Source organism: Lysinibacillus sp. RC79, assembly GCF_041262405.1.
Lineage (GTDB): Bacteria > Bacillota > Bacilli > Bacillales_A > Planococcaceae > Lysinibacillus.
The window spans coordinates 94,063-115,324 of sequence record NZ_JBGCCD010000004.1; the positions used below are offsets into that span (position 1 = coordinate 94,063).

Sequence of the window (21,262 nt, forward strand, 5' to 3'; positions counted from 1 at the left end):
AGGAGCGAACTTTGAATGACGAACGCAAAATACTTTTTAATGGCAGCAGCTCCAGCAGCACTTGTCGTGCCTATTGATGCATATGCTGCCGTAGAACAAGTAACTATTGTAGGGAATGGTGTAATTAAATCTGACCTAGAGGTTGATATTTCTTCTTTACCGGAAAATCTTCAATTTACATATCAGTGGTACTATGTTGATGGCAATACAATAACGAAGATTGACAATGAAATAAATCCAACCTTACACGTCCCTGAAATAGCGATGGGAAAAACAATTATAGTGCAGGTCACAGATAGTAATGGGAAGGTTTATGAAAGTAAGAAAATCGTAGCAAAAGGAAATCTCCCTATAGATGGAAATGATTATGTAAATGGTAAACTAAAAGCTAATATTGATGATGTAAAAAATCCAAACAATCCAGATAAAAAAAATATTTTTAGCAGTTATCAATGGTACATTATTGATGGAAACACTGCGAAGTTTATTCAAGGCGCGACGAAAAACGAAATAATCATGCCAGTTGCAGCTGCTAATAAAAATATATTTATAGAAGCGAAAACGGAAGATGGCTTGGTATTTGTTAGTGAAAACAAATTTATTCAGAAATTACAATTAAGTATGGCTGATTTAGTAATTGAAGGTTTTTCTAAAGCCGAAAACGACTCAGTGGTACCAGGAGATATTCTTAAAGTTAAAGCGCCGACTGTGACGACAAATGATGGTTCTACTGAAAACCCTAAAGAAATCACTCTAAACCCAGATCAAATAACATATTCGTATCAATGGTTATATAAAGCAGGCGATAATTACTCGGTTATCCCAAATGCTACAACGGCTTCATATACTATTCCAAAAGACGCAATGGATTCAAGTATGAATCAAATTGTGGTGAAAGTAACTGCAAAAGTAGGGAATGAAACGGTATCTAAGATTGAATCGAAACCTATTATTGTTTCTGATAAACATATTACACCACTTATTCAGGGAATTTATGATCTGTTATCGACAAAGGATAAAAAAGTAACTTATATAGAAGAAATAAGAACAAAAGCATCCTCATTACAAGAAACTTATCAAAGCTTGACTCCTGCAGCCAAATCACAAGTGACAAACTATAGCATTTTACAACGCGCACTTGCAGATATTGAAAAAGTTGAAAAAATTGCTGGGAAAATTAGTAGTTTAGATGAAAACAGTAGTCAGCAGCAGTTGCAGGCATTAAAAGCAGAATATGATCAATTAGATTATCTCCAACGTAGTTTGGATTCGGGTACTGCCTATGAAAAGTTATTAAAACTACTTATTGAGAATCCTGATAGCATGAAAGAGCTTACTAAATTGAGAGATTTAAATGCTAAGATAATCGACTTGTTAGATAGTAATAAGATTTCAGTACCAACCTACAAAGTAACTACTACCACTGAATTAGATACTCTAATACAAAATATAGAAAAAGAGATCAACACTCTCTCAAATGATTATAAAGCGGCTGTACAAAATCGAGAAATTTTAACGATGGCTAAGGCTGATGTTAAAAATGCTCAGAAGTTTGAAAAGCTTTTTGATAAGCTTAAAGGACAAACAGCACAACAAAAGGTAACGACAGCCAAAAATATTCGTACTGCTTATTTAAAGCTAAGTTTACGACAACAAGGGCTTGTAGAATATAAGTTACAAGAATTAGAAGATGCTGAAAATGCAGAAAGTAGTGCAATAGCAGATTTAGAGGATCTAATAAACAATTTATTAGAACCAGTAGATGCAGAAACATGGAATAAATATGTTGCAGACGTTAATTCAATTATTTCTAAACAAAAAAGTCTAAAATCTTATCAGAATGTTGCTAAGAAGAATGAATTTATTCAAATACAAAAGGATTTAAAGGCTGCTGAAAAGGTAATTACTCAAATAAAAAAATATGAATCATTAAACACAACGGATACAAAATATTCAACATTACAAACGACTTATAATTCAGCATTAAATGCATTTAATAAATTAACAAAAAATCAGCAAGAATATGTTTATAATAAAAATATTCTTAATAAAGCTCCTGAGAATAACGGAAATGCATTACCTAGTGAGTCAAGTGATGCAACTGCAGGAAGAGATTTCAGTGAAAAAATTAAGAATGCGCTTAATACAAGTACTGCTGATTTTCAAGTGTATGCAAGGGAAATTGAAAAGGTTGCTAATGAATACAAAAATGAATTACCTAAAGGTGCACGAAAATATGTTACCAATTATTCAGAGTTAAAAACAGCTGAAACGAATGTAAAAGCAGTTAGATCCTATGAAAAGAAAGTAAATGATGCCGTAAACGAAACTAACTTAAACAAGCGTTATTCAAAGATGCAAGATGCAATCAAAGCATACAACAAATTAAATGCAAGCCAACAGGAATTAGCAAGTGATTTTTATTCAAACATAACTAATGCTATAAAAGACTATACAAATGGTAATAGTGAGTTAAATGATCAACTTTCTAATTTAAAAGAGAATATAGAAGATAACAAATATTCATTTGCATTGGAAGAAGTTAAGAAAATTATTAATGATTACAATGGTCTATCTTCTGCTGAAAAAAAATTAGTAGAAAATGGCCAAGTTATAAAACAAGCAACGAGTGATGTGAAAGCTATAGAGTCGTTTATAAAAAAATTCCATTCGAATATTGATAAAAATCCTTCAGCTATCGTTAAGGACTTCCAAAAACTAACGTCATTACAGGTGAGCTTGTTAGATGGTAGTATGTTAGCGAAAATAACTGATTTAGAGACAAGTGGACAAACAGCCAACGATATAGCATTGGATATCATTGGATCAATAAATAATCTGCAAGAGAATGGCTATTATGTAGAAAATCTAGAAAATAAAGTGACAAAAATTAAAGAAGACTACAATAAGTTAACTACTGCGCAGAAGAATCTTGTAAAAAATTATTCAAAACTAACACAGGCTGAGAGTGATTTACAAAAAGTAAAAGCAGTTGAAGAGCTTAAAGATGATGTTGAAGCATGGCAAAAGGCATATAATAAACTTACGAAAAAATTAGAAAAACTATATGATGACAGAAATCCATAAAAAGAGAAATCTAGCAGAGAATTACTGCTAGATTTCTTTTTTCGTAGTATATAAATCAAAATATTATTATTCTTCATTTTAAAATAGGGAGGAAATACACGTTTTAGAATTATTCAATAAAATGAAGAGAATTATTCAAAATGTAGCCGATATAATTCAATAGATGATAGAGGAGGTATGAAAATTTGAATAAAAAATTACTTTTCACAGCAGCAGCTATTCCAGCAGCACTTATTGTACCAACAGTTGCAGGAGCGGCGGGAAACTATACAGTTTCAGTCACAGGACAAAATATAGTAAATGAAACTTTAAAAGCTTCTATTGAAAACTTACCAGCAAATTCAATTGTTAATAGTTATCAGTGGTACTATGTAGATGGTTCCAACGATTCAACGAATAAACCAATCTCTGGTGCAACATCAGCGTCATTTACAATACCAGTAGAAGCGGCAGGGAAGGCAGTTTTCGTGGAAGCGACTACAACGAAAGGTGAAAAGTATAAGAGTGAACCCCGTTCGATTAAAGAACTAAATCTTTCAATAACTGCACCAAGAATTGATAGTAGTTCAAATTATGCAGTACCTGGTGAATTGGTACAAGTAGCTGGGGCAATTGTAACCGATGATGCAGGAGCAAAGTTAAAAAGCAGTCAAATTACATATAGCTATCAATGGTTTTATAAAGTTGGTGAATCCTTCACAATAATTGATGGCGCTACTAACGACACATACAGAATTCCTAAAGATGCTTTAGAAAAAGGCATGAAAGATATCATTGTTAAAGTAAAGGCAAAGGTAGGATCTTCTTTCGTAGAATCTGATGTTTCTGATGTGATATCAGTATCTAATGAACCTTCTGATTCAATGATTGATGAAATTAAAACTTTACTAATAAATGACAACAAATATAATATGACAAGTCTAGAATCTTTTAAGGCAGAAGTAACTGCATTAGAAAGTAAATATCAGGCACTATCAACTGCGGCGAAGGCCAATGTGACAAATTATGATGTATTAAAGAGAGCAGTTGCGGATGTAGAATTAATAAGCAAGTTAAATGAGAAAGTAGATAAGGTTAATGAAGTTAATGAAAAAGATCTGTCAAAATATTTAAAAGAAATTGAAGAGGCCTATGATAAGTTTGATTTATTACAACGTAGCTTAGATCTAAATGATGCCTTATACAATAGCATTAAAAACATTTTGAAAAATCCTACAGATATCGAAGAATTTAAAGAAGTTAGAAGACTAAATCAGGCAATTGTAGAATTATTAGCACATAAAAATTCTTTTGTTACGTATGTACCTACTAGCATAGAATCGTTACAAACAGCAGTTGAAACAATTGAAAAGGATATAGCAAAATTATCTCAAAATTACCGAGCAACTGTTCAAAATCAAACAATTTTAAGTGATGCTAAGTCCGATATTAAAAAAGCTGAACAATTTATTAAACTTTTCGATAAGCTGTCACAAAATGATTCACCTAGCAAACAGGTGACTACAGCAAAATCAATACGTACGTCTTATGAAAAGTTAACTTATAAACAACTTCAACTTGTACCAGCAAAATATTTGAATACATTACTTCAAGCAGAAGAAGCAGAAAACAGTCAAATTGACAGATTAAATATCGAGATTGAAAATTATGTAGGCGATGTGGATGATAGTTACCCAATAGATCCGTCAGTAACTACTTGGCAAAGTCATGTTAATAATGTAAACCGTATTATTAATGAATATAAGGGCTTAACGAAAAATTCAGCGGCTAAAATTGTCGGATATGAAAGCATGGTAACTTTACAAAAGGATTTTAAAGCAGCTGAAAAAATTATTAAGGACATGGACGCCTATCAAAAGCTTTCAGAAACGCCAGGGGTAGCTGAAAGTAAGTTGAAAACTAACTATACTAATATATTGAAAGCTTATAATAAATTAACTAGTCTACAACAATCTCTTGTTTATAATGCAAACGATTTTTTATTAAATACACCGAATGTTACAGTTGATTTAAATGGTAAGGAACCTGCTGATAAAGCAGCTGCATTGGCTTTAAAGGCTGATGTTGATAAGCTTGCTGATGTAACGAAGTATACATTTGCACAATTCGAAAGTGCTGTTAATGCAGCAACAACAAAATATAAAAACATATCTTCCGCTGGACGAAAGTACGTAACAAACTATTATTTATTAACAGCGGCTAGTAAAGATCTTTCTGGTGTTAAGTCATTCCATAAAAAAGTGCAAACCGCACGAGAAGAAACGGATGTTACGAAACAAGCGAAAAAAATTCAAACAGTACAAACTGCTTATGCTAAGCTACCTGCAAATCAACAGTATTTAGCAAAACAGCAATATGAAGATTTGCTCAATAATCGTCTAGTAGACGGTAATGCACCAGATATCACAAAATTAAATAATGAAATTGCAAAAATTGTCTCAAATGATACGTATACAGTTTCAATAGAAAAAATTAATGAGCTTTCAACTCAATATAATAAGCTGAGCTCTAGTGATAAAAAACGTATTACGAACGCTTCCATCTTAACAACAGCAGTTTCTGATGTAAAAAAAGTAGAATCATTTATGAAGACGTATGAAAAATCATTTATTAGTAGCCCAACGACTGTCATCAAAGCTTTTGCAAAACTTACATCAAAACAAATGAGTTTAGTTAGTCCAGAAATACGACAATCCATTATTGATAAAGATCAAGATCAACAACAGTCTAATGAAATTGCTTTGAAATTAGTTGAATCAATTAATTCACTGCTTGTAAATGGTGAATATATTGATGACTTGGAGACGAAAGTAAAAGAAATTCGTACAGCATATGATGGTCTTAGTGCTTCTGAAAAGAGCGTCGTGAAAAATTATTCTAAGCTAACTACGGCTGAGAGTGATTTGAAAAAGGTAGCAGAGGTTCATGCTCTGTATGTACCTTCGACAGACGATAATGCAGCAGCTCGTAAAGCTTGGCAAACTGCATATGGTAAGCTCTCGAAAAAATTAGAAATTTTATATAAGAAAATGTATGCAAACGATTTATAAAAAATAGTTTAAACCAAAACCCCGAATAAAGAAATTTATTCGGGGTTTTAGTGTGTGCGCCTGGAATGAAGATGACGATAAAAATAAAAAATTGGGTGATAAAACGTGAAAGTTTATAGATAAAATGCAAAAGTTGGGTGATAAAACGTAAAAGTGTTCCGATGAAATTCAAAAGTTGGATGACATTATGTTAAAAAGTATGTCATGTGGATAAGTTGATTGTAGCGAAGCGTCTCCTAATATGACATCCTTAATTTCATTGATATAATTGGTTTTCAGTAGAAAAAAGTCTATTGGTTAAATTTATCTTTTTCATTTGTGTAGAATATCAATACTTAGATATACTATTTACAGTTGATCTGTATAATAATTGAGAATTTTTTATCATAAGAAGAGTAGTTTGACATAGAAGGTAGGAACTAAAGATGTATAAAATAGGTGTTGTTGGCCCAATAAAATCTGTAGAAAAAATTATCGAGTTAGCACATGAAATTGAACAGGACATGGAATTTATTCCATATATTTATTCGATTGCTACAGAAGCAAAACATCTTGTGGAAACCCATAATAAAGATGTTGATTTTTGGCTGTTTTCGGGATACATACCTTATAAAATTGCTAGTCAGACAAGCGTCTCACAAGATAAGCTGGCACATATAATCTTTTCTGAAGCGGCTATCTATAAAGGCTTTTTAGAGCAATCCTATAAAATGAAAAAATTTATTGAGAGTGTCAGTATTGATATTATCCCATCACCTGCACAAATGGCATCAGAAGGGTTGGCGGAGATAGAGAAAAATGTAAGGAAATTGTATTTGAAGGAATTTGATGTGGCTATTGATCCGAAAGAATTATTTGATTTCCATTATGACCTGTGGCTGAAAGGGAAAATCGATTTTGCGATAACATGTTACCCGTCAGTTGATGAAGACCTGAAAAAGATGGGGGTTCCCTCCTATTGGGTATCGCCAACTAAAACAGAAATTTATCATACGGTTCAGCTATTTACCGAAAAAATTAAAACGTCGTATTATAAAGAAACGCAAATTGGTGCTGTCATGCTTGAAATAAAAGATTTCGATTCATTGAAGGAAAGAATGAAGCAAGGATATCGTATTCAATATCTAGAATTACGCATGAAGGAAAACTTACTGCAATTATGTGAACAGATTGATGGCTCCTTAATCGAGGAAGGGAATGGGAGATATACAATTTTTAGTACGAGGGGAGCAATCGAGGGACAGATTCAATTCATCAAGGAAAAAATGTATCAGCTGTCTATTGAAATGGAGGCAAAGGTCACAGCAGGAATAGGTTTTGCGCAAACGGTATTTAATGCCGAATTAAATGCGCATAGAGCTTTACGACAAACGAAAGACAATGAATCGATTGATATTGTTATGATTCAAGATGATGGCACAATTATTGAATCTGTCGGTAATACCGAGGAGCTAACATATTCCTATAGAGCTGAAGATCCTACTATCCTTGAAAAATTAAAAAAAGGCAGTGTCAGCATTAAAACCTATACAAGAATACACGCGCTAGTTCAAAAAATGAGCTGGAAGCATTTTACGACAAAGGATTTAGCCACACAGCTTCAAATGAGTGAACGAAATGCGCAGCGCATCATGGCTGATTTATGTAGTGTAGGCTTAGCGGAAATTTGTGGAGAAGAATTACAGCATACACGTGGTAGACCAATAAAAATATATCAGCTTTTGATGTAGGTCAATTTCCAAAAATATAAAATGTCCCGAACCAATTAATGGTTTTCGGGGCATTTTTTGTTTGGTGGATAGTTGTATAAGTCAAAGAAGACGGAAAATTTTTAGTGAATTTTAGTTTTTGGTGAATATTTAAAAATGCAGATAAATCAACAGTTTCCTAGTTTTTTGGTTTATTTTAGACATCAGTTTTGTGCGATTATCTATTAGAAATATTCAAAAAAATATTGTCATTTCATAACAAGTCGATTATTATACGAATATATAACGAAAATGTCGTTATATAAGGGGCATATTTTTATAGATAGGGAGAGATGGGAAAATAAATATATTGAGGTTGCAAAAGATATCGAAAAGGAAAGAATAAGAGTTTTAATTATCGTAATTTTCTGGCGATGATTAAACTTTTTGTCTTATTACTATCAATTGCAGCGATGTAGTTTAAACATAGGAGGGGTTTTTATGACAATGAATGAAGTAACAAAAAAATCCAAAAATTTAATCCTTGCACTCTTATTTTTAGGATGGTCATTAGGAAATCTAGATCGTTACATCATGAACTATGCAGTAGTATCGATTACTGGTGATTTAAATTTAGATGCTTCTTCTACTGGGATTATTTTAAGTGCTTTCTTTTTAGGGTATGCGATTATGCAAATACCTGGCGGATGGCTTGCTGATAAATTTGGTGCTAAAAAAATCCTACTTTTTTCAGTAATTATGTGGTCGATATTCACGGGTTTAACAGCTCTGGCTTGGTCTTTAGTTGCAATGATTGTCATTCGATTTTTATTTGGTATTGGGGAAGGTGGGTTCCAACCATCTAGCTCTAAAATTATTGCGACGATTTTCCCGAGGGAAGAAAGAGGACGAGCAATGTCAATCATGCTTTCCTCTGGAGGTATCGTTTCATTAATCGTACCTTTACTCGCAGCTTATTTGTTAGGAACAATTGGTTGGCGCACGATGTTTGTAGTAATTGGTGCTATCGGTGTCATTATTGCATTTTTATATTGGAAATATATCAAACTTCCACAAGATGAAGCGGTGGAAAATAGTAATAGTAAAGAAAAAGCTTCTACTAAAGTTAACTTTAAGGAACTACTTAAGACACCACTTATGTGGAATTTAATTATTGCGTATTTCTGCATATATGCAGTGAACTGGGGATTAGTGTCATGGATTCCAACATATCTTCAAAAAAATCGTGGACTTGATTTAATGTCGATTGGTTGGGCACAAACAATTCCAGCTATCGCTACTATTATTGGTATTTATGGTAGTGGTTATATCATTGATAAGTTGCCACGAGGAATGGACAAGATCTTAGGTTCGATTTCATGTGGAGTTATTGGTATTTTATTGTACTTCATGTTTACAGCTAAGTCTGTGACGATGTTTATTGGTTATCAAACTGTAGTTACTTTATTTATTGCATTTGTTGTTACATTACTACCTGCCATTGTGTTAAAGAAATTACCTTCTTCTATTACAGGTTCAGCAATGGGGGTTGCTAATACAGGTGGGCAATTAGCAGGATTTGTAACGCCGATGGCAATCGGTTTCATGGTAGATGCTTTTAACGGTTCCTTTGATGCAGCCTTTTGGATGTTAATTGGATTTGCGGTTATTTGTATTATTGCACTCTTAACGTTAAATGATCAAAAAGGGAGTCTTTTAAATTCGTAATAGGAACATATTTCTTAGGAGGTAAAAAATATGAGTTTACATGAAAAAATTTCTTCATTAGTCGAGTCAAAAAAAGATGCTAGCATTCAATTAAGTGATGCCATTTGGGCAGTACCTGAACTTCACTTTCAAGAAAAGAAATCTGTTCAATATATGAAGGCAGCTCTAGAACAAGAGGGCTTTGCAACAGAGCTTGGAATTGCAGGGCTTGATACAGCACTTTTAGGAACGTATGGTTCTGGAAAGCCTGTTATTGCTTTTCTCGGTGAATATGATGCGCTTCCTGGATTGAGTCAAAAAGGCGGAGCTACTCATTGCGAACCATTAGAGGACGGAGGAAGTGGTCATGGTTGTGGGCATAACTTATTAGGTACAGGAGCGTTTGCTGCGGCCGTTGCGGTGAAAGATTACTTAGAGCAAAATAATCAATCGGCTACAATTCGTTTCTACGGTTGTCCTGCAGAGGAAAATGGTTCTGGTAAAGCTTATATGGCGACGGCTGGTATTTTCGATGATGTCGATATTGCAATATCTTGGCATCCTGGTACTTTTACATCTGTTATGACTTGCAGCTCTCTAGCAAACTATGCAGCTACTTTTAAGTTTACAGGGAAAAGTGCACATGCAGCAGCTGCACCACATCTAGGACGAAGTGCATTAGATGCAGTTGAACTCATGAATGTTGGGGTAAACTATTTACGTGAGCATATCATTCCAGAAGCGCGCGTGCATTATGCGGTTACAAACACAGGAGGAACGTCTCCAAATGTTGTTCAACCATATGCAGAGGTGACATACTTAGTTAGAGCGCCTAAAAAACATCAAGTACAAGAGATTTATCAACGTGTTAAAAATATTGCTAAAGGCGCAACGTTAATGACTGAAACATCGTTAGAAATCGCCTTTGAGGGAGCTGCGTCAAATCTTATTCCAAATAAAACACTGTATGATGCGATGCAAAAACAAATACTTGATTTAGGAATGCCAACTTATACAATAGAAGATGAGCAGCATGCCCAAGCTATTTTTAATACCTTTACTCCTGAAATTCAGGCATCATCGTTAGTTGGACTAAAAAAAGAAGATGTCGCGCAGTTACAAGGGAAAGTTATTGCTAACCATATCCCAAGTGTTCTACCTGAATTTATATTGGGTGGATCAACGGACGTTGGGGATGTAAGCTGGAATGTCCCAACTGTTCAGTGTACAACGGTATGTATGGCACTTGGTACACCACTTCATACTTGGCAAGTTGTATCACAGGGTGTTATGCCAATAGCTCATAAAGGAATGCTTCAGGCAGCAAAAATTATGGCTTGCACTGCTGTTGATTTAATTGATAATCCAACACTTATTGAAGAAGCTAAAAAAGAATGGAAGGAACGTCTGGAAGGGGAGACTTATGCTTCACTAATTCCAGAAGATACTATGCCTCCAAAACTTTAACTTCTTTCAGCAGAGGTCTCCCACCTCTATAGGTGGTGAGATGAATGCGGGTTTAAGTTACATTTCAGCGGGTGTACAAACATCCGCTGAAATAGAGGAACTCAGTCTAAGAACGCCACGTCCTGTGGCAACGACTGAGTGACCAACATCATGTTGGCCCAAAGCCTCCGGCGGATGTCACGGAAATCGGAAAGGAGTTAATAAAGGATGTTAGCCTAGAATCATCGCATCCATGCGATAACGGCTAACTGACCTGTATCATGCAGGCCCAAGCACAAAGCCGATTCCGGACGTAATTATGCCGAGGCATAATTGATAAAGTTATTCCAAATAGAGTCTTCATAGGGTAAACTATGAAGGCTCTGTTTTTACATACTATTAAGTCTTTTTCTTAGTAAAGTGTACTTAATGGGTAGCTATGGTGTTAGATGCCGTTTTTTGAAAGGAGACCACAAAATGCCGACAGATCATATCAATCATAATAATCACCTTGTGGCAGAATGGGTGAAACAGTTTCGTCCTTATGCTAAAGAGGGACAATGTGCAAGCTATATTCCCGCTTTAGCGGAAAAAGATCCAAATCAATTAGCGATTTCAATTATCGGTACTAATAATGATGAAATGAAAGCCGGAGAGACAACTGTACTATTTACTCTGCAAAGTGTTTCAAAAGTTGTTACATTTATTTTAGCGTGTATGGAACGGGGATTACCTTATGTTTTAGAACGAGTAGATGTTGAACCTACAGGTGACACTTTCAATTCAATTATTCGTCTAGAAAGCCATCAGCCTGGAAAACCTTTTAATCCAATGATTAATGCAGGAGCAATTACAGTATCCTCTATGCTTGACGGAAATTCTCCGCAAGAGAAGGTTTCAAAAATCCTTCAATTTTTAGAACAAATGGTTGGAAAGGAATTAAAGGTTAATGAAGAGGTTTATCAATCTGAGTGGCAAACTGCAAACCGAAACCGTTCATTAGCCTATTATTTAATGGATTCTGGCTTTTTAGACTGCCCTGTAGAAGAGGCATTGGAGGTTTATTTGAAACAATGTGCTATAGAAGTAAATGTTTCGGATTTAGCGATGATTGGTTTAGTAATCGCCAATGATGGCTATCATCCTTTATTGAAAACGCAAATTTTTCCAAAGCAAGTAGCGAAATTAGCGAAGGCATTGATGGTTACTTGCGGTATGTATAATGCTTCTGGTAAATTTGCTGCATTTATCGGGTTACCCGCTAAAAGTGGTGTCTCTGGAGCAATTTTGGCGGCTGTGCCAAGTCACGCAGGCTTAGATTCACCTTTTCCTGCTGGCTGCGGCATTGGTATTTATGGACCAGCTATTGATGACATTGGGAACAGTGTAGCCGGAGTGAATTTACTAAAGCATATCGCTACCGAGTGGAATATGAATATTTTTTAATCAAACAATGAAAGATGACTTCAGTATATGGAGTCATCTTTTTTGTGATTTTGTTTCAAATGAAAAAGCCCTAAATAGGATCACTTTCTTAAAAGTATCACTATCCAGGACAATACATTTTAGCGTATTGCTTTCTTTCTTTTCATCTTATAAATAATCAGTAGCAAAATAAACCAAATTGGTGTTAACAGTAATGCGGTACGTGTTGCCTCTGAAATGAACATCACTACTAATAGAAATGCAAAGAAGGCAAGTACTAAATAGTTCACGAACGGAGTAAAAGGTGCCTTGAAAATCGATGCTTCATGAAGTGCACGATTTTTACGTTTATAAATGATATGAGAGATTAATATAATACTCCACACCCAAATAAAGCAAATAGCACTAATCGTTGTAACAACACTAAAGGCGTTTTCAGGCATTAATTTACTTAGTAATGCGCCGGCGGATACAACAACTGCAGAAACAATGAGTGCGTTGCTTGGCACACTGTTTTTATTGAGCTTTGCAAACGTTGGCGAAGCTTGCTTGTTGTTTCCAAGATTAAACAGCATGCGGCTTGTAGAAAATAAACCACTATTCCCGGCCGAAGCAGCAGATGTTAAAACGACAAAATTAATAATGCCTGCAGCAATTGGAATTCCAGCTAGTGTAAATACTTGTACAAATGGACTACTTGAGGCAGACATTTCAGACCAAGGATTAATACATAAAATAACAAATAACGCTCCTACGTAGAATAATAAAATACGTAATGGAATTTTGTTAATGGCAGAAGGAATATTTTTCCTGGGATTGGCCGTTTCTGCAGCAGAAACTCCTACTAATTCGACACCTACAAAGGCGAAAACAACCATTTGGAATGCCATTAGGAAACCGTTTAGGCCGTTCGGGAATAACCCGCCATGTGCCACAAGATTTTCAACAGAAACTGTGCCAGAGCTTGTTTGAAAGCCTGTAAATAGCATGATTAGTCCAATAATAATCAGCGCAACAATGGTGATTACTTTTATAAGGGCAAACCAAAATTCTAGTTCGCCAAATAGTTTTACAGTCAATAAATTCAAAATTAATAACAGTACTAAACAGCCAATTGCAGGCACCCATTGAGGTATATCAAACCAATAATGTGTATAAACGCCGACAGCAATAATATCTGCCATAGCGGTCATAATCCAGCAGAACCAGTATGTCCAACCAGTAATGTAACCTGCCCAAGGGCCTATGTATTCGGATGCAAAATCAGTAAATGATGTATAGCCAGCATTCGATAATAATAGTTCGCCTAATGCCCGCATAACAAAAAATAAGGCGGTTCCGACAATTAGATAGGCAAAGATGATGGAAGGTCCCGCTAAAGCAATGGCTTTACCTGATCCTAAAAATAAGCCAGTACCTATTGTTCCGCCAATCGCAATGAGCTGCACATGGCGATTTTTTAAATCACGTTTTAATTGTTGTTGTTGTTGTTCCACGTTGATCCCCCTCAAAGATTCGTAAAAACTATGACTGGAAAATAAAAAAGAGACTAGTAGTGACACTAGTCTCGTAAACGACAGAATAACAAATACCGATTGCGGATGTTGTATGTAAAAAAGAAAACATTCGTGTGGTATAGCTTTCATGATGAAAGTTGATATTACTCCTCTGTCCTTTTGCCTGAGATAGTGAACCCTTCGGCGACGCAAAATGCGCTCTCTCCAGAACTGCTCCTGCTATAGTGTTATCCATAGCATTCATAGCTTGTATTGTATGTCTGTATGACATTGTTTTAAGATATTATAAATCCTATCAGTGCCTACTTAATTATTCAAGGATAAATTTCAGTCATTTTCAGAAAAAAAGAAGATTGGAGCTCGTCTAGGTAAATACTTTACGAAAAATAGTATTTTTAGACATATGTTAATTTAAGGATAATATTTAATTTATGGTATAGGGTGTTAAAAGAGGTAAACTATTGGAACTAGCATGGGAAGCGGCTAGCATTTTGGCAAAGGAATGTGAATATGAGGACATATTACCTCTCGTTGCTTTACCTTACTCCAACTAACTTGTCAGACGTTAAACAATATATATAATATAGTAGAAACTCAGAATTTTTTGCAAAAAAGAAACCATCTCATAGTGAGATGGTTTCTTTTTGTATCAATTATGCCTCGGCATAATTGCGTCCGGAATCGGCTTTGTGCTTGCACAAAGCACTCCTTTCCGATTTCCGTGACATCCGCCGGAGGCTTTAACTTCTTTCAGCGGATGTTTGGACACCCGCTGAAAAGTAACTTATACCTGCATTCATCTCACCATCTATAGAGGTGGGAGACTTCTGTAGCTGACGCTTCGCTTTCGCTACAAAAGACATTTGTAGCTGACGCTTCGCTTTCGCTACATAAAATAATTGCTGAAAGAAGTTAAAACAAAGTGATATAGGTAAATATGAACAAATTTACTTTGTTTCCGTGAGTAGATTTATTTATATTAGTCACTAATGTCTTATCGATTTTTTAATTTTATTTTTTGGACTTTATTTTACCTGTCCAAGTACGGAAGCCGCCTTGAAGTTGGTAAATTTGGTTGTAGCCACGTTTTTTAAGAAATAGAGCAGCACGTGAGCTACGGCCTGTATTTTGACAGTATAAATATACTGGTAAATCTGGGCGAATTTCTTTGTGACGTTGACGTAGAGTAGTTGAAGGAACATTGCGTGCACCAAGGATGTGACCAGCATCAAATTCTTTTTGTTCACGTACGTCGATAAGCTGTGCTTTACGATAGCCTTCAATAAATTGTTCTTGTGTTAGGTTTGTTACGGCTTTTTTTAGTCGTAGAGCATTAATGCCGATATAAGCAATTACAACTACTAAAATAACACCGATTGTGATAAGTATGTTCAACAAAATTTCTTACCCCTTTCTATCTTCTTTATTATTATAAAAGATGCGCTAGCGATAGTCCAATGAGTTTGATAAAATAAATTAGATTGTGGCTAGAATTAATCTATCTCGATTTATATGGATTTTATTAGTGAACTGTCACAGTATCTTTCCACTATTTTCTTGGAATAGGGTGGTGGATACTTTATTAAAGAATAGAACTTAACGCACAGTGTCAAAATTTTGAGAAGTATTGTTTTTTGCTCATCACCTAGAGTAGGATACATTTGTTGAAACGTATGCCATATATAGGTTGATTGGAGTGAAGGCAGGGCGACCCCTTGGGGATCAGCGATAGAGGAACGAAGGCTAAAAGCATCACATCCTGTGATAACGCCTTCGTGACCAACATCGTGTTGGCCCGAGACCCTGCAGCGAAGCGGATGTTTTCTGTGCGAAAGCGCCCAGCCGGAACGGAAATCAACCCCACGTTATGGTGATGAGACTTATTTTTGTACACTTTCGCTAAAGTTTAATTAAATATTTGTAGGAGATGAAAATATGACAACTTGGTATTTTCTAAATTCAGGGAAATGTAGCCCTTCTTTTAATATGGCATTAGATGAAGCATTACTTGATTGGCATAGTGAAGGTTTAATTCCACCAGTCATTCGTTTTTATGAATGGGAGCCAGCGACACTTTCGATTGGCTATTTTCAGCAGGCGAAAAGAGATATCAATCTAGAAGCGGTACGAGAACAAGGACTAGGCTTTGTTCGTCGTCCAACAGGTGGTAGAGCTGTTTTACATGAACATGAATTGACATATAGTGTCATTGTTTCAGAAAGCTATCCAGATATGCCTGAATCAGTGACAGAGGCATATAGAGTGTTAAGTGAAGGTATATTGCAAGGTTTTCATAATCTAGGTATGGATGCTTATTTTAGTGTACCTGATACAGAAGAACAAAGAGCAGACTTAAAGAAACCAAAAAGCGCAGTTTGCTTTGATGCGCCAAGCTGGTATGAGCTTGTTGTAGAAGGTAAAAAAGTAGCGGGTAGTGCACAAACTCGTCAAAAAGGTGTTATTTTACAGCACGGAGCTATTTTACTGGATTTAGATCAGGAGAAATTATTGTCTGTTTTCAACTTTTCAAGTGAAGAAGCGAAGGACCGTATGCGTAGAAAGATGCCTGAGAAAGCGGTTGCTATCAATAACCTTGTTAAAGAACCAGTGACTATTGAACAATGTGTGACAGCTTTTAGAGATGGTTTTGCAAAATCGTTGCAAATTGATTTAAAACCATTTACACTTTCTGAGGAGCAATTAGAATATGTACATGCACTAGAAGAAAAAAAATATGCATGTGATGATTGGAACTTCAAAAAATAAAAAATGGTATAAGAAAAATATTTTTTTATCGTTCAACCCTTGTAATAACAAGTGGTTCGGATTCTATTCGAAATTGCAAGTGTTGAATTAAAAAACTATATATAGTATCTTTTTTAAAGAAACATACACAATATGTAGTGTTTAACGACACATGATATTGTGTATTTATTATTGTAATGCAGAAAACAAGGGAGGCAAAACGATGGTACTTACAAATCATCAACCCGAAGTAAACAAATTTGAACAGTTAAACAAAGATATTGAACAATTTCCACAGGTTCATCCTGTAACACCTGATATGCACATTACGCATAAAGGTGTATCAAGACTTGTGATGATCGATCGCTACTCGTTTAAGGATACGGAGAAGAAAACGTTAAAAGCTGGTGATTTCGTCGTATTAACAGTGAAGTCAGATCCAAAATTCCCTGCACGTGGTTTAGGGACAATCCAAAAGCTTGATATGTCTACGAAAACAGCAGAAATTTTGATTCAGGAAGATTACCGTAGTGCTTTAGATGATCCGAAAGAGCAAGAAACGGGTGTGATAACGCGTTCAATTGACGTGCTAGAAAAGCCTCTTGAAATATTTTATGAACAAATCGCAAAACGAAATGCAACAGGACTTGCTGCTGTTGAAAAAACACTAGAGAAACGCCAAGAATGGTTTGAAAAGTTTTATGAGCAGTTAGTATCATTAAAATTCATTCCAGCTGGACGAGTTATTTACGGAGCAGGATCTGAAACAGATGTAACTTTCTTCAACTGTTATGTAATGCCATTTGTAGCAGATTCACGTGAAGGAATTAGTGATCACCGTAAGCAAGTAATGGAAATTATGAGCCGCGGTGGTGGTGTAGGGACAAATGGTTCGACATTGCGTCCACGTAACACTTTAGCACGTGGTGTAAATGGTAAATCATCTGGTTCCGTGTCATGGTTAGATGATATTGCGAAGCTGACTCATCTTGTCGAACAAGGTGGTAGCCGCAGAGGTAAGCATAATCTAGGTGCTTCTGCGTAAACAAACCTCGTGAATTGCTGGGAACTCTTTAACGGAAATATTGTCACTTTAATCGAGGTGGGAAATATGGATGTTTATGATGCGAAACAGCCACAAACTTGTTTAATATGTGGTTTTACAATAGATCATAATAAACAAGGAAGGTTTACGTCTCATTTGAAAAATGAGCATAACTTTACAAATGTTAAAAAACGCATTATAAATGCACTGCTAGCTACAACGTAACTGGAAACGGTAAGCGTGAATGCTTAAAAATAGCAGTGGGATAAAGACAATCAGCAGCCAAGCCTCTTTCAGAGAGGAAGGTTCAACGACCATCGAAAGCACGCTAAGTTAGCGGAAGTGAGTAGAGTAGGAGTGAAGCCACTCCGAAGTGCGAGGACATCTAATAGATGTAAGATATGGTCTCAACTTCTATGGTGACATAGAGAGTGGGTGTAGCGAACCCGCGTAAGAAATCGGCCCAAATGATTATGCTGGCAGATTGGCATCCTGATATCGTGGAATTTATTATTTCAAAAATGCAAAATCCACGAATTCTACGATACCTAATCGAAAATACAACGGATAAAACAATTATTCGTCTAGCAAAAGAAAAATTAAACTTTAAACCTCTTTCAACTCAAGAGGAAGCTATGTATCAAGGGATTGTTAACTATAAAGGTATCGAAGGCTTAGGCGGATTTGATACGGCTATTATTCGTGAAGCGGAAAACAAACTTCGTGATGGTGGTACTTATACTGTTCACAATCAAGAGTTTTTAACTGGTGCAAATATTTCTGTAACATTAACAAAAGAATTTATGAAAGCAGTAGAAAATGACGCTGACTTTGAACTTCGTTTCCCAGCTGTTGAAGAATATACAAAAGAAGAGATGGCTATTTACAACAGTGAGTGGCATAAAGTTGGAGATGTGCGCGAATGGGAGAAAATGGGCTATAAAGTACGCACATACCGTACGATTAAAGCGAAAGAATTATGGAATTTAATCAACGTTTGTGCAACATACTCTGCAGAGCCAGGTATTTTCTTCATCGACAACGCCAATGACATGACAAATGCAAAAGCTTATGGTCAAAGCGTTGTTGCGACAAATCCGTGTGGTGGACTTCGCCTCACGTTAAAAATTGCGGGATAAAGCGGGAAGGCTGAGATGCTAATCCGAACCGAAGGCTAAAGGTAAAACTTAAGTCAGGGGCAACGCATACCCGGTGATCCTACTTAGTAGACTATAATCCGGGCACGAGACCGCAACATTACACAATGTAATAAATACTAGCCTAATTAAAGAAAGGCTGTGATCAAATGAACAGAGGTTATGCAGGTTTTTATAAATCATATTATTTAAGAAGTTCATATGAGTATGCATACGCCAAATTTCTAGATTATCATTCCATTTCTTGGGGCTATGAAGACAAAGTATTTAATATAGGATTTAAATTTTATAAACCTGATTTTTTCTTCTATAATGATAACGGTGATATTATAAAGATTGTTGAAATTAAGTCTCGCGATATTACAGCGAAAGAAAAAGCTCTTGAAGCTTTAAAGGTTATTGAAACAACTTATGATATTGATTGCGAATTAATTTCTTATGAAGAATTGCTCGAAATGTATAAGCTTGTACCATTTTCGTTAACATCCACGATAACAGAATGGATAGAATCAAAAAATACGACAATAAACAAAGCTAGTTATGGTAAGTATAATGGCCATTTCAATCAACAACATAATGAGCAAACTAAAAAAATAATTGGACAGCATACAAAGCGATTGTGGGAATCTAATAGTCCAGCAAAGGCAAGAATGATTGAAGGTTTAAGAAAATCTGGCCTGGCTCAAAAGGGTAAGCAAAAGAAACCTAGGGAACAAAGAATCTGTAAGAGTTGTGGAAGCAACTTTGAAGTGATTGTTTCTTCAACAAAATTGTTTTGTACTCAATCATGCGCTGGATATTCAAATATTCAAGTTGCCACACAAACTTATGTTGATAAGCGAGCGAAAATTCATCGAGAAATTAAACAGACAGTAATTCAATGGGCGATCAACAATAAAGAAATTATAATTGCAACCCCTTATAATCAAATAAAATCAACTCTTCAACCATTAATCGAAAGAATTTATCAAGAATTTGGGGTTAAAGATTTTAGAGTGATTTCAAAATCAATTTTTGGGGAAGATAGAGGAAGAAAAGAACTACTTAGGTTTATGAAAAAAGTGTGTAATGAAAATGTATGCTGAACTTACAGGAATTGAACTGTAAGAACTAGAGGATAAAAAGCCTTTAGGATAACAATAATTGGAACAACCACTTGCACCATATTCTGTGTGTAACTTAGCAGCTGTGAACTTAGCACAGTTTGCAAATAAAGAAGATCAAACAATTGATTTCGAAGCACTACGTGAAACAGTTCGTGTTGGTGTTCGTATGCAGGATAATGTAATTGATGCAACACCATACTTCTTAGAAGAAAACCGTGTACAAGCTCTTGGTGAGCGTCGTGTTGGCTTGGGCGTAATGGGCTTAGCGGACTTACTAATTTATTGTGAGAAAGAATATGGCTCAGAAGCTGGTAATGAGCTAGTCGATGAAATCTTTAAAACGATTGCTGAAACTGCGTATGAGGCGTCAACAGAGCTTGCAAAAGAACGCGGTAGCTTCCCATTCCTTGTAGGAGCAACTGAGGAAGAGACAGCGCGTTTACGTAAAGCATTTACTGAAACAGGCTTTATGCAAAAAATACCTGCACACATTAAAGAGCAAATTTTAGCAACAGGTATTCGCAACTCGCATTTACTGACAGTAGCTCCAACTGGTTCTACTGGTACGATGGTTGGCGTGGCAACTGGTCTTGAGCCATACTTCTCGTTCACATATTACCGCTCAGGTCGTCTAGGTAAATTCATCGAGGTAAAAGCAGAAATCGTACAAGAATATTTAGAACGTCATCCAGAAGCAAATGAGAATGACCTTCCTGAATGGTTCGTTACGGCGATGGAGTTAAAACCAGAGGCGCATGCTGATGTACAATGTATCATCCAAAAATGGATTGATTCATCTATTTCAAAAACTGTAAACGCACCAAAAGGTTATACAGTACAACAAGTTGAACAAGTATACGAGCGCTTATATAAAGGCGGCGCTAAAGGTGGTACGGTCTATGTAGATGGTAGCCGTGATTCACAAGTACTGACACTAAAAGCTGAAGAAAATGATATGGATCAACTATCATTCGAGGAAGAATTAGTAGAAGTACCAACGAAGCGCCCGGTTGTATTAGTAGATACGATTCAAGCGTTAGAATCGACAACAGTTATCGGTTCGGATGTAGGGAACACTTGCCCTGTATGCCGCAAAGGAACTGTAGAGGAAATCGGTGGCTGTAATACTTGTACAAACTGTGCTGCACAGTTAAAATGTGGCCTATAAAATAATGAAAAAGTGTCTATCTCGTCAAAAAGACGGATAGGCACTTTTTTTATCTTCATTTAGACAAATGCTAGCTACGGAAGTATCCCGCTTTTGAGGGGGGCTTAGGCCTAAGCACAAA

General features: G+C 35.8%; 11 protein-coding genes, 3 pseudogenes and 1 riboswitch. Of the genes and pseudogenes, 12 read left to right on the forward strand and 2 right to left on the reverse strand.

Annotation, left to right across the window (positions count from 1 at the left end; genetic code table 11):
• Positions 1 to 15 precede the first annotated feature (15 nt).
• The 6 genes from ABH968_RS05405 (at position 16) to ABH968_RS05430 (ending at position 12,424) form a co-directional block, all read left to right on the forward strand.
• A complete protein-coding gene (locus ABH968_RS05405) occupies positions 16 to 3,087 on the forward strand; it encodes a hypothetical protein (protein WP_370043005.1) in 3,072 nt (1,023 codons plus the stop codon).
• 185 nt (positions 3,088 to 3,272) lie between these two features.
• A complete protein-coding gene (locus ABH968_RS05410; protein WP_370043006.1) occupies positions 3,273 to 6,137 on the forward strand; it encodes a hypothetical protein in 2,865 nt (954 codons plus the stop codon).
• Positions 6,138 to 6,562: 425 nt separating this feature from the next.
• Entirely contained in the window at positions 6,563 to 7,867 is a 1,305-nt protein-coding gene (locus ABH968_RS05415; protein ID WP_370043007.1) for a hypothetical protein, read from the forward strand.
• A gap of 459 nt (positions 7,868 to 8,326) precedes the next feature.
• Positions 8,327 to 9,553: an MFS transporter gene (locus tag ABH968_RS05420; protein ID WP_370043008.1), complete on the forward strand. Its 1,227-nt coding sequence runs from the start codon at positions 8,327 to 8,329 to the stop codon at positions 9,551 to 9,553.
• Between the two features lie 30 nt (positions 9,554 to 9,583).
• Positions 9,584 to 10,999, forward strand: coding sequence for a M20 family metallopeptidase (locus tag ABH968_RS05425; RefSeq protein ID WP_370043009.1), 1,416 nt, complete (start codon positions 9,584 to 9,586; stop codon positions 10,997 to 10,999).
• Between the two features lie 456 nt (positions 11,000 to 11,455).
• Positions 11,456 to 12,424 carry a glutaminase gene (locus ABH968_RS05430; RefSeq protein WP_370043010.1) on the forward strand — a complete coding sequence of 323 codons (969 nt, stop codon included), beginning with the start codon at positions 11,456 to 11,458 and terminating at the stop codon, positions 12,422 to 12,424.
• 119 nt (positions 12,425 to 12,543) lie between these two features.
• Here the strand turns inward: ABH968_RS05430 and ABH968_RS05435 are convergent, their stop codons facing one another.
• Both ABH968_RS05435 and ABH968_RS05440 read right to left on the reverse strand, forming a co-directional pair.
• Positions 12,544 to 13,899 (reverse strand): amino acid permease, encoded by a 1,356-nt coding sequence (locus tag ABH968_RS05435; protein ID WP_370043011.1) that lies wholly within the window; start codon positions 13,897 to 13,899, stop codon positions 12,544 to 12,546.
• Positions 13,900 to 14,061: 162 nt separating this feature from the next.
• A riboswitch (glycine riboswitch) is annotated at positions 14,062 to 14,138 on the reverse strand.
• Positions 14,139 to 14,931: 793 nt separating this feature from the next.
• Positions 14,932 to 15,315, reverse strand: coding sequence for a rhodanese-like domain-containing protein (locus tag ABH968_RS05440; protein ID WP_370043147.1), 384 nt, complete (start codon positions 15,313 to 15,315; stop codon positions 14,932 to 14,934).
• A 540-nt stretch (positions 15,316 to 15,855) separates the two neighbouring features.
• On the opposite strand from ABH968_RS05440, the gene ABH968_RS05445 reads away from it, so the two are divergent.
• The 6 genes and pseudogenes from ABH968_RS05445 to ABH968_RS05470 all read left to right on the forward strand — a co-directional run.
• Complete coding sequence (locus ABH968_RS05445) at positions 15,856 to 16,686, forward strand: lipoate--protein ligase family protein (protein ID WP_337989567.1); 831 nt, start codon at positions 15,856 to 15,858, stop codon at positions 16,684 to 16,686.
• Positions 16,687 to 16,888: 202 nt separating this feature from the next.
• Positions 16,889 to 17,683: pseudogene (locus ABH968_RS05450) on the forward strand (ribonucleotide reductase N-terminal alpha domain-containing protein); the annotation flags it as partial.
• Positions 17,684 to 17,776: 93 nt separating this feature from the next.
• On the forward strand, positions 17,777 to 17,935 hold the full coding sequence (locus tag ABH968_RS05455) for a hypothetical protein (protein WP_370043013.1): 159 nt from the start codon (positions 17,777 to 17,779) through the stop codon (positions 17,933 to 17,935).
• A gap of 206 nt (positions 17,936 to 18,141) precedes the next feature.
• Positions 18,142 to 18,816, forward strand: a pseudogene (locus ABH968_RS05460) (hypothetical protein); the annotation flags it as partial.
• Positions 18,817 to 19,016: 200 nt separating this feature from the next.
• Positions 19,017 to 19,952 (forward strand): restriction endonuclease, encoded by a 936-nt coding sequence (locus ABH968_RS05465; RefSeq protein WP_370043015.1) that lies wholly within the window; start codon positions 19,017 to 19,019, stop codon positions 19,950 to 19,952.
• A gap of 61 nt (positions 19,953 to 20,013) precedes the next feature.
• A pseudogene (locus ABH968_RS05470) lies at positions 20,014 to 21,141 on the forward strand (vitamin B12-dependent ribonucleotide reductase); the annotation flags it as partial.
• Positions 21,142 to 21,262: the final 121 nt, after the last annotated feature.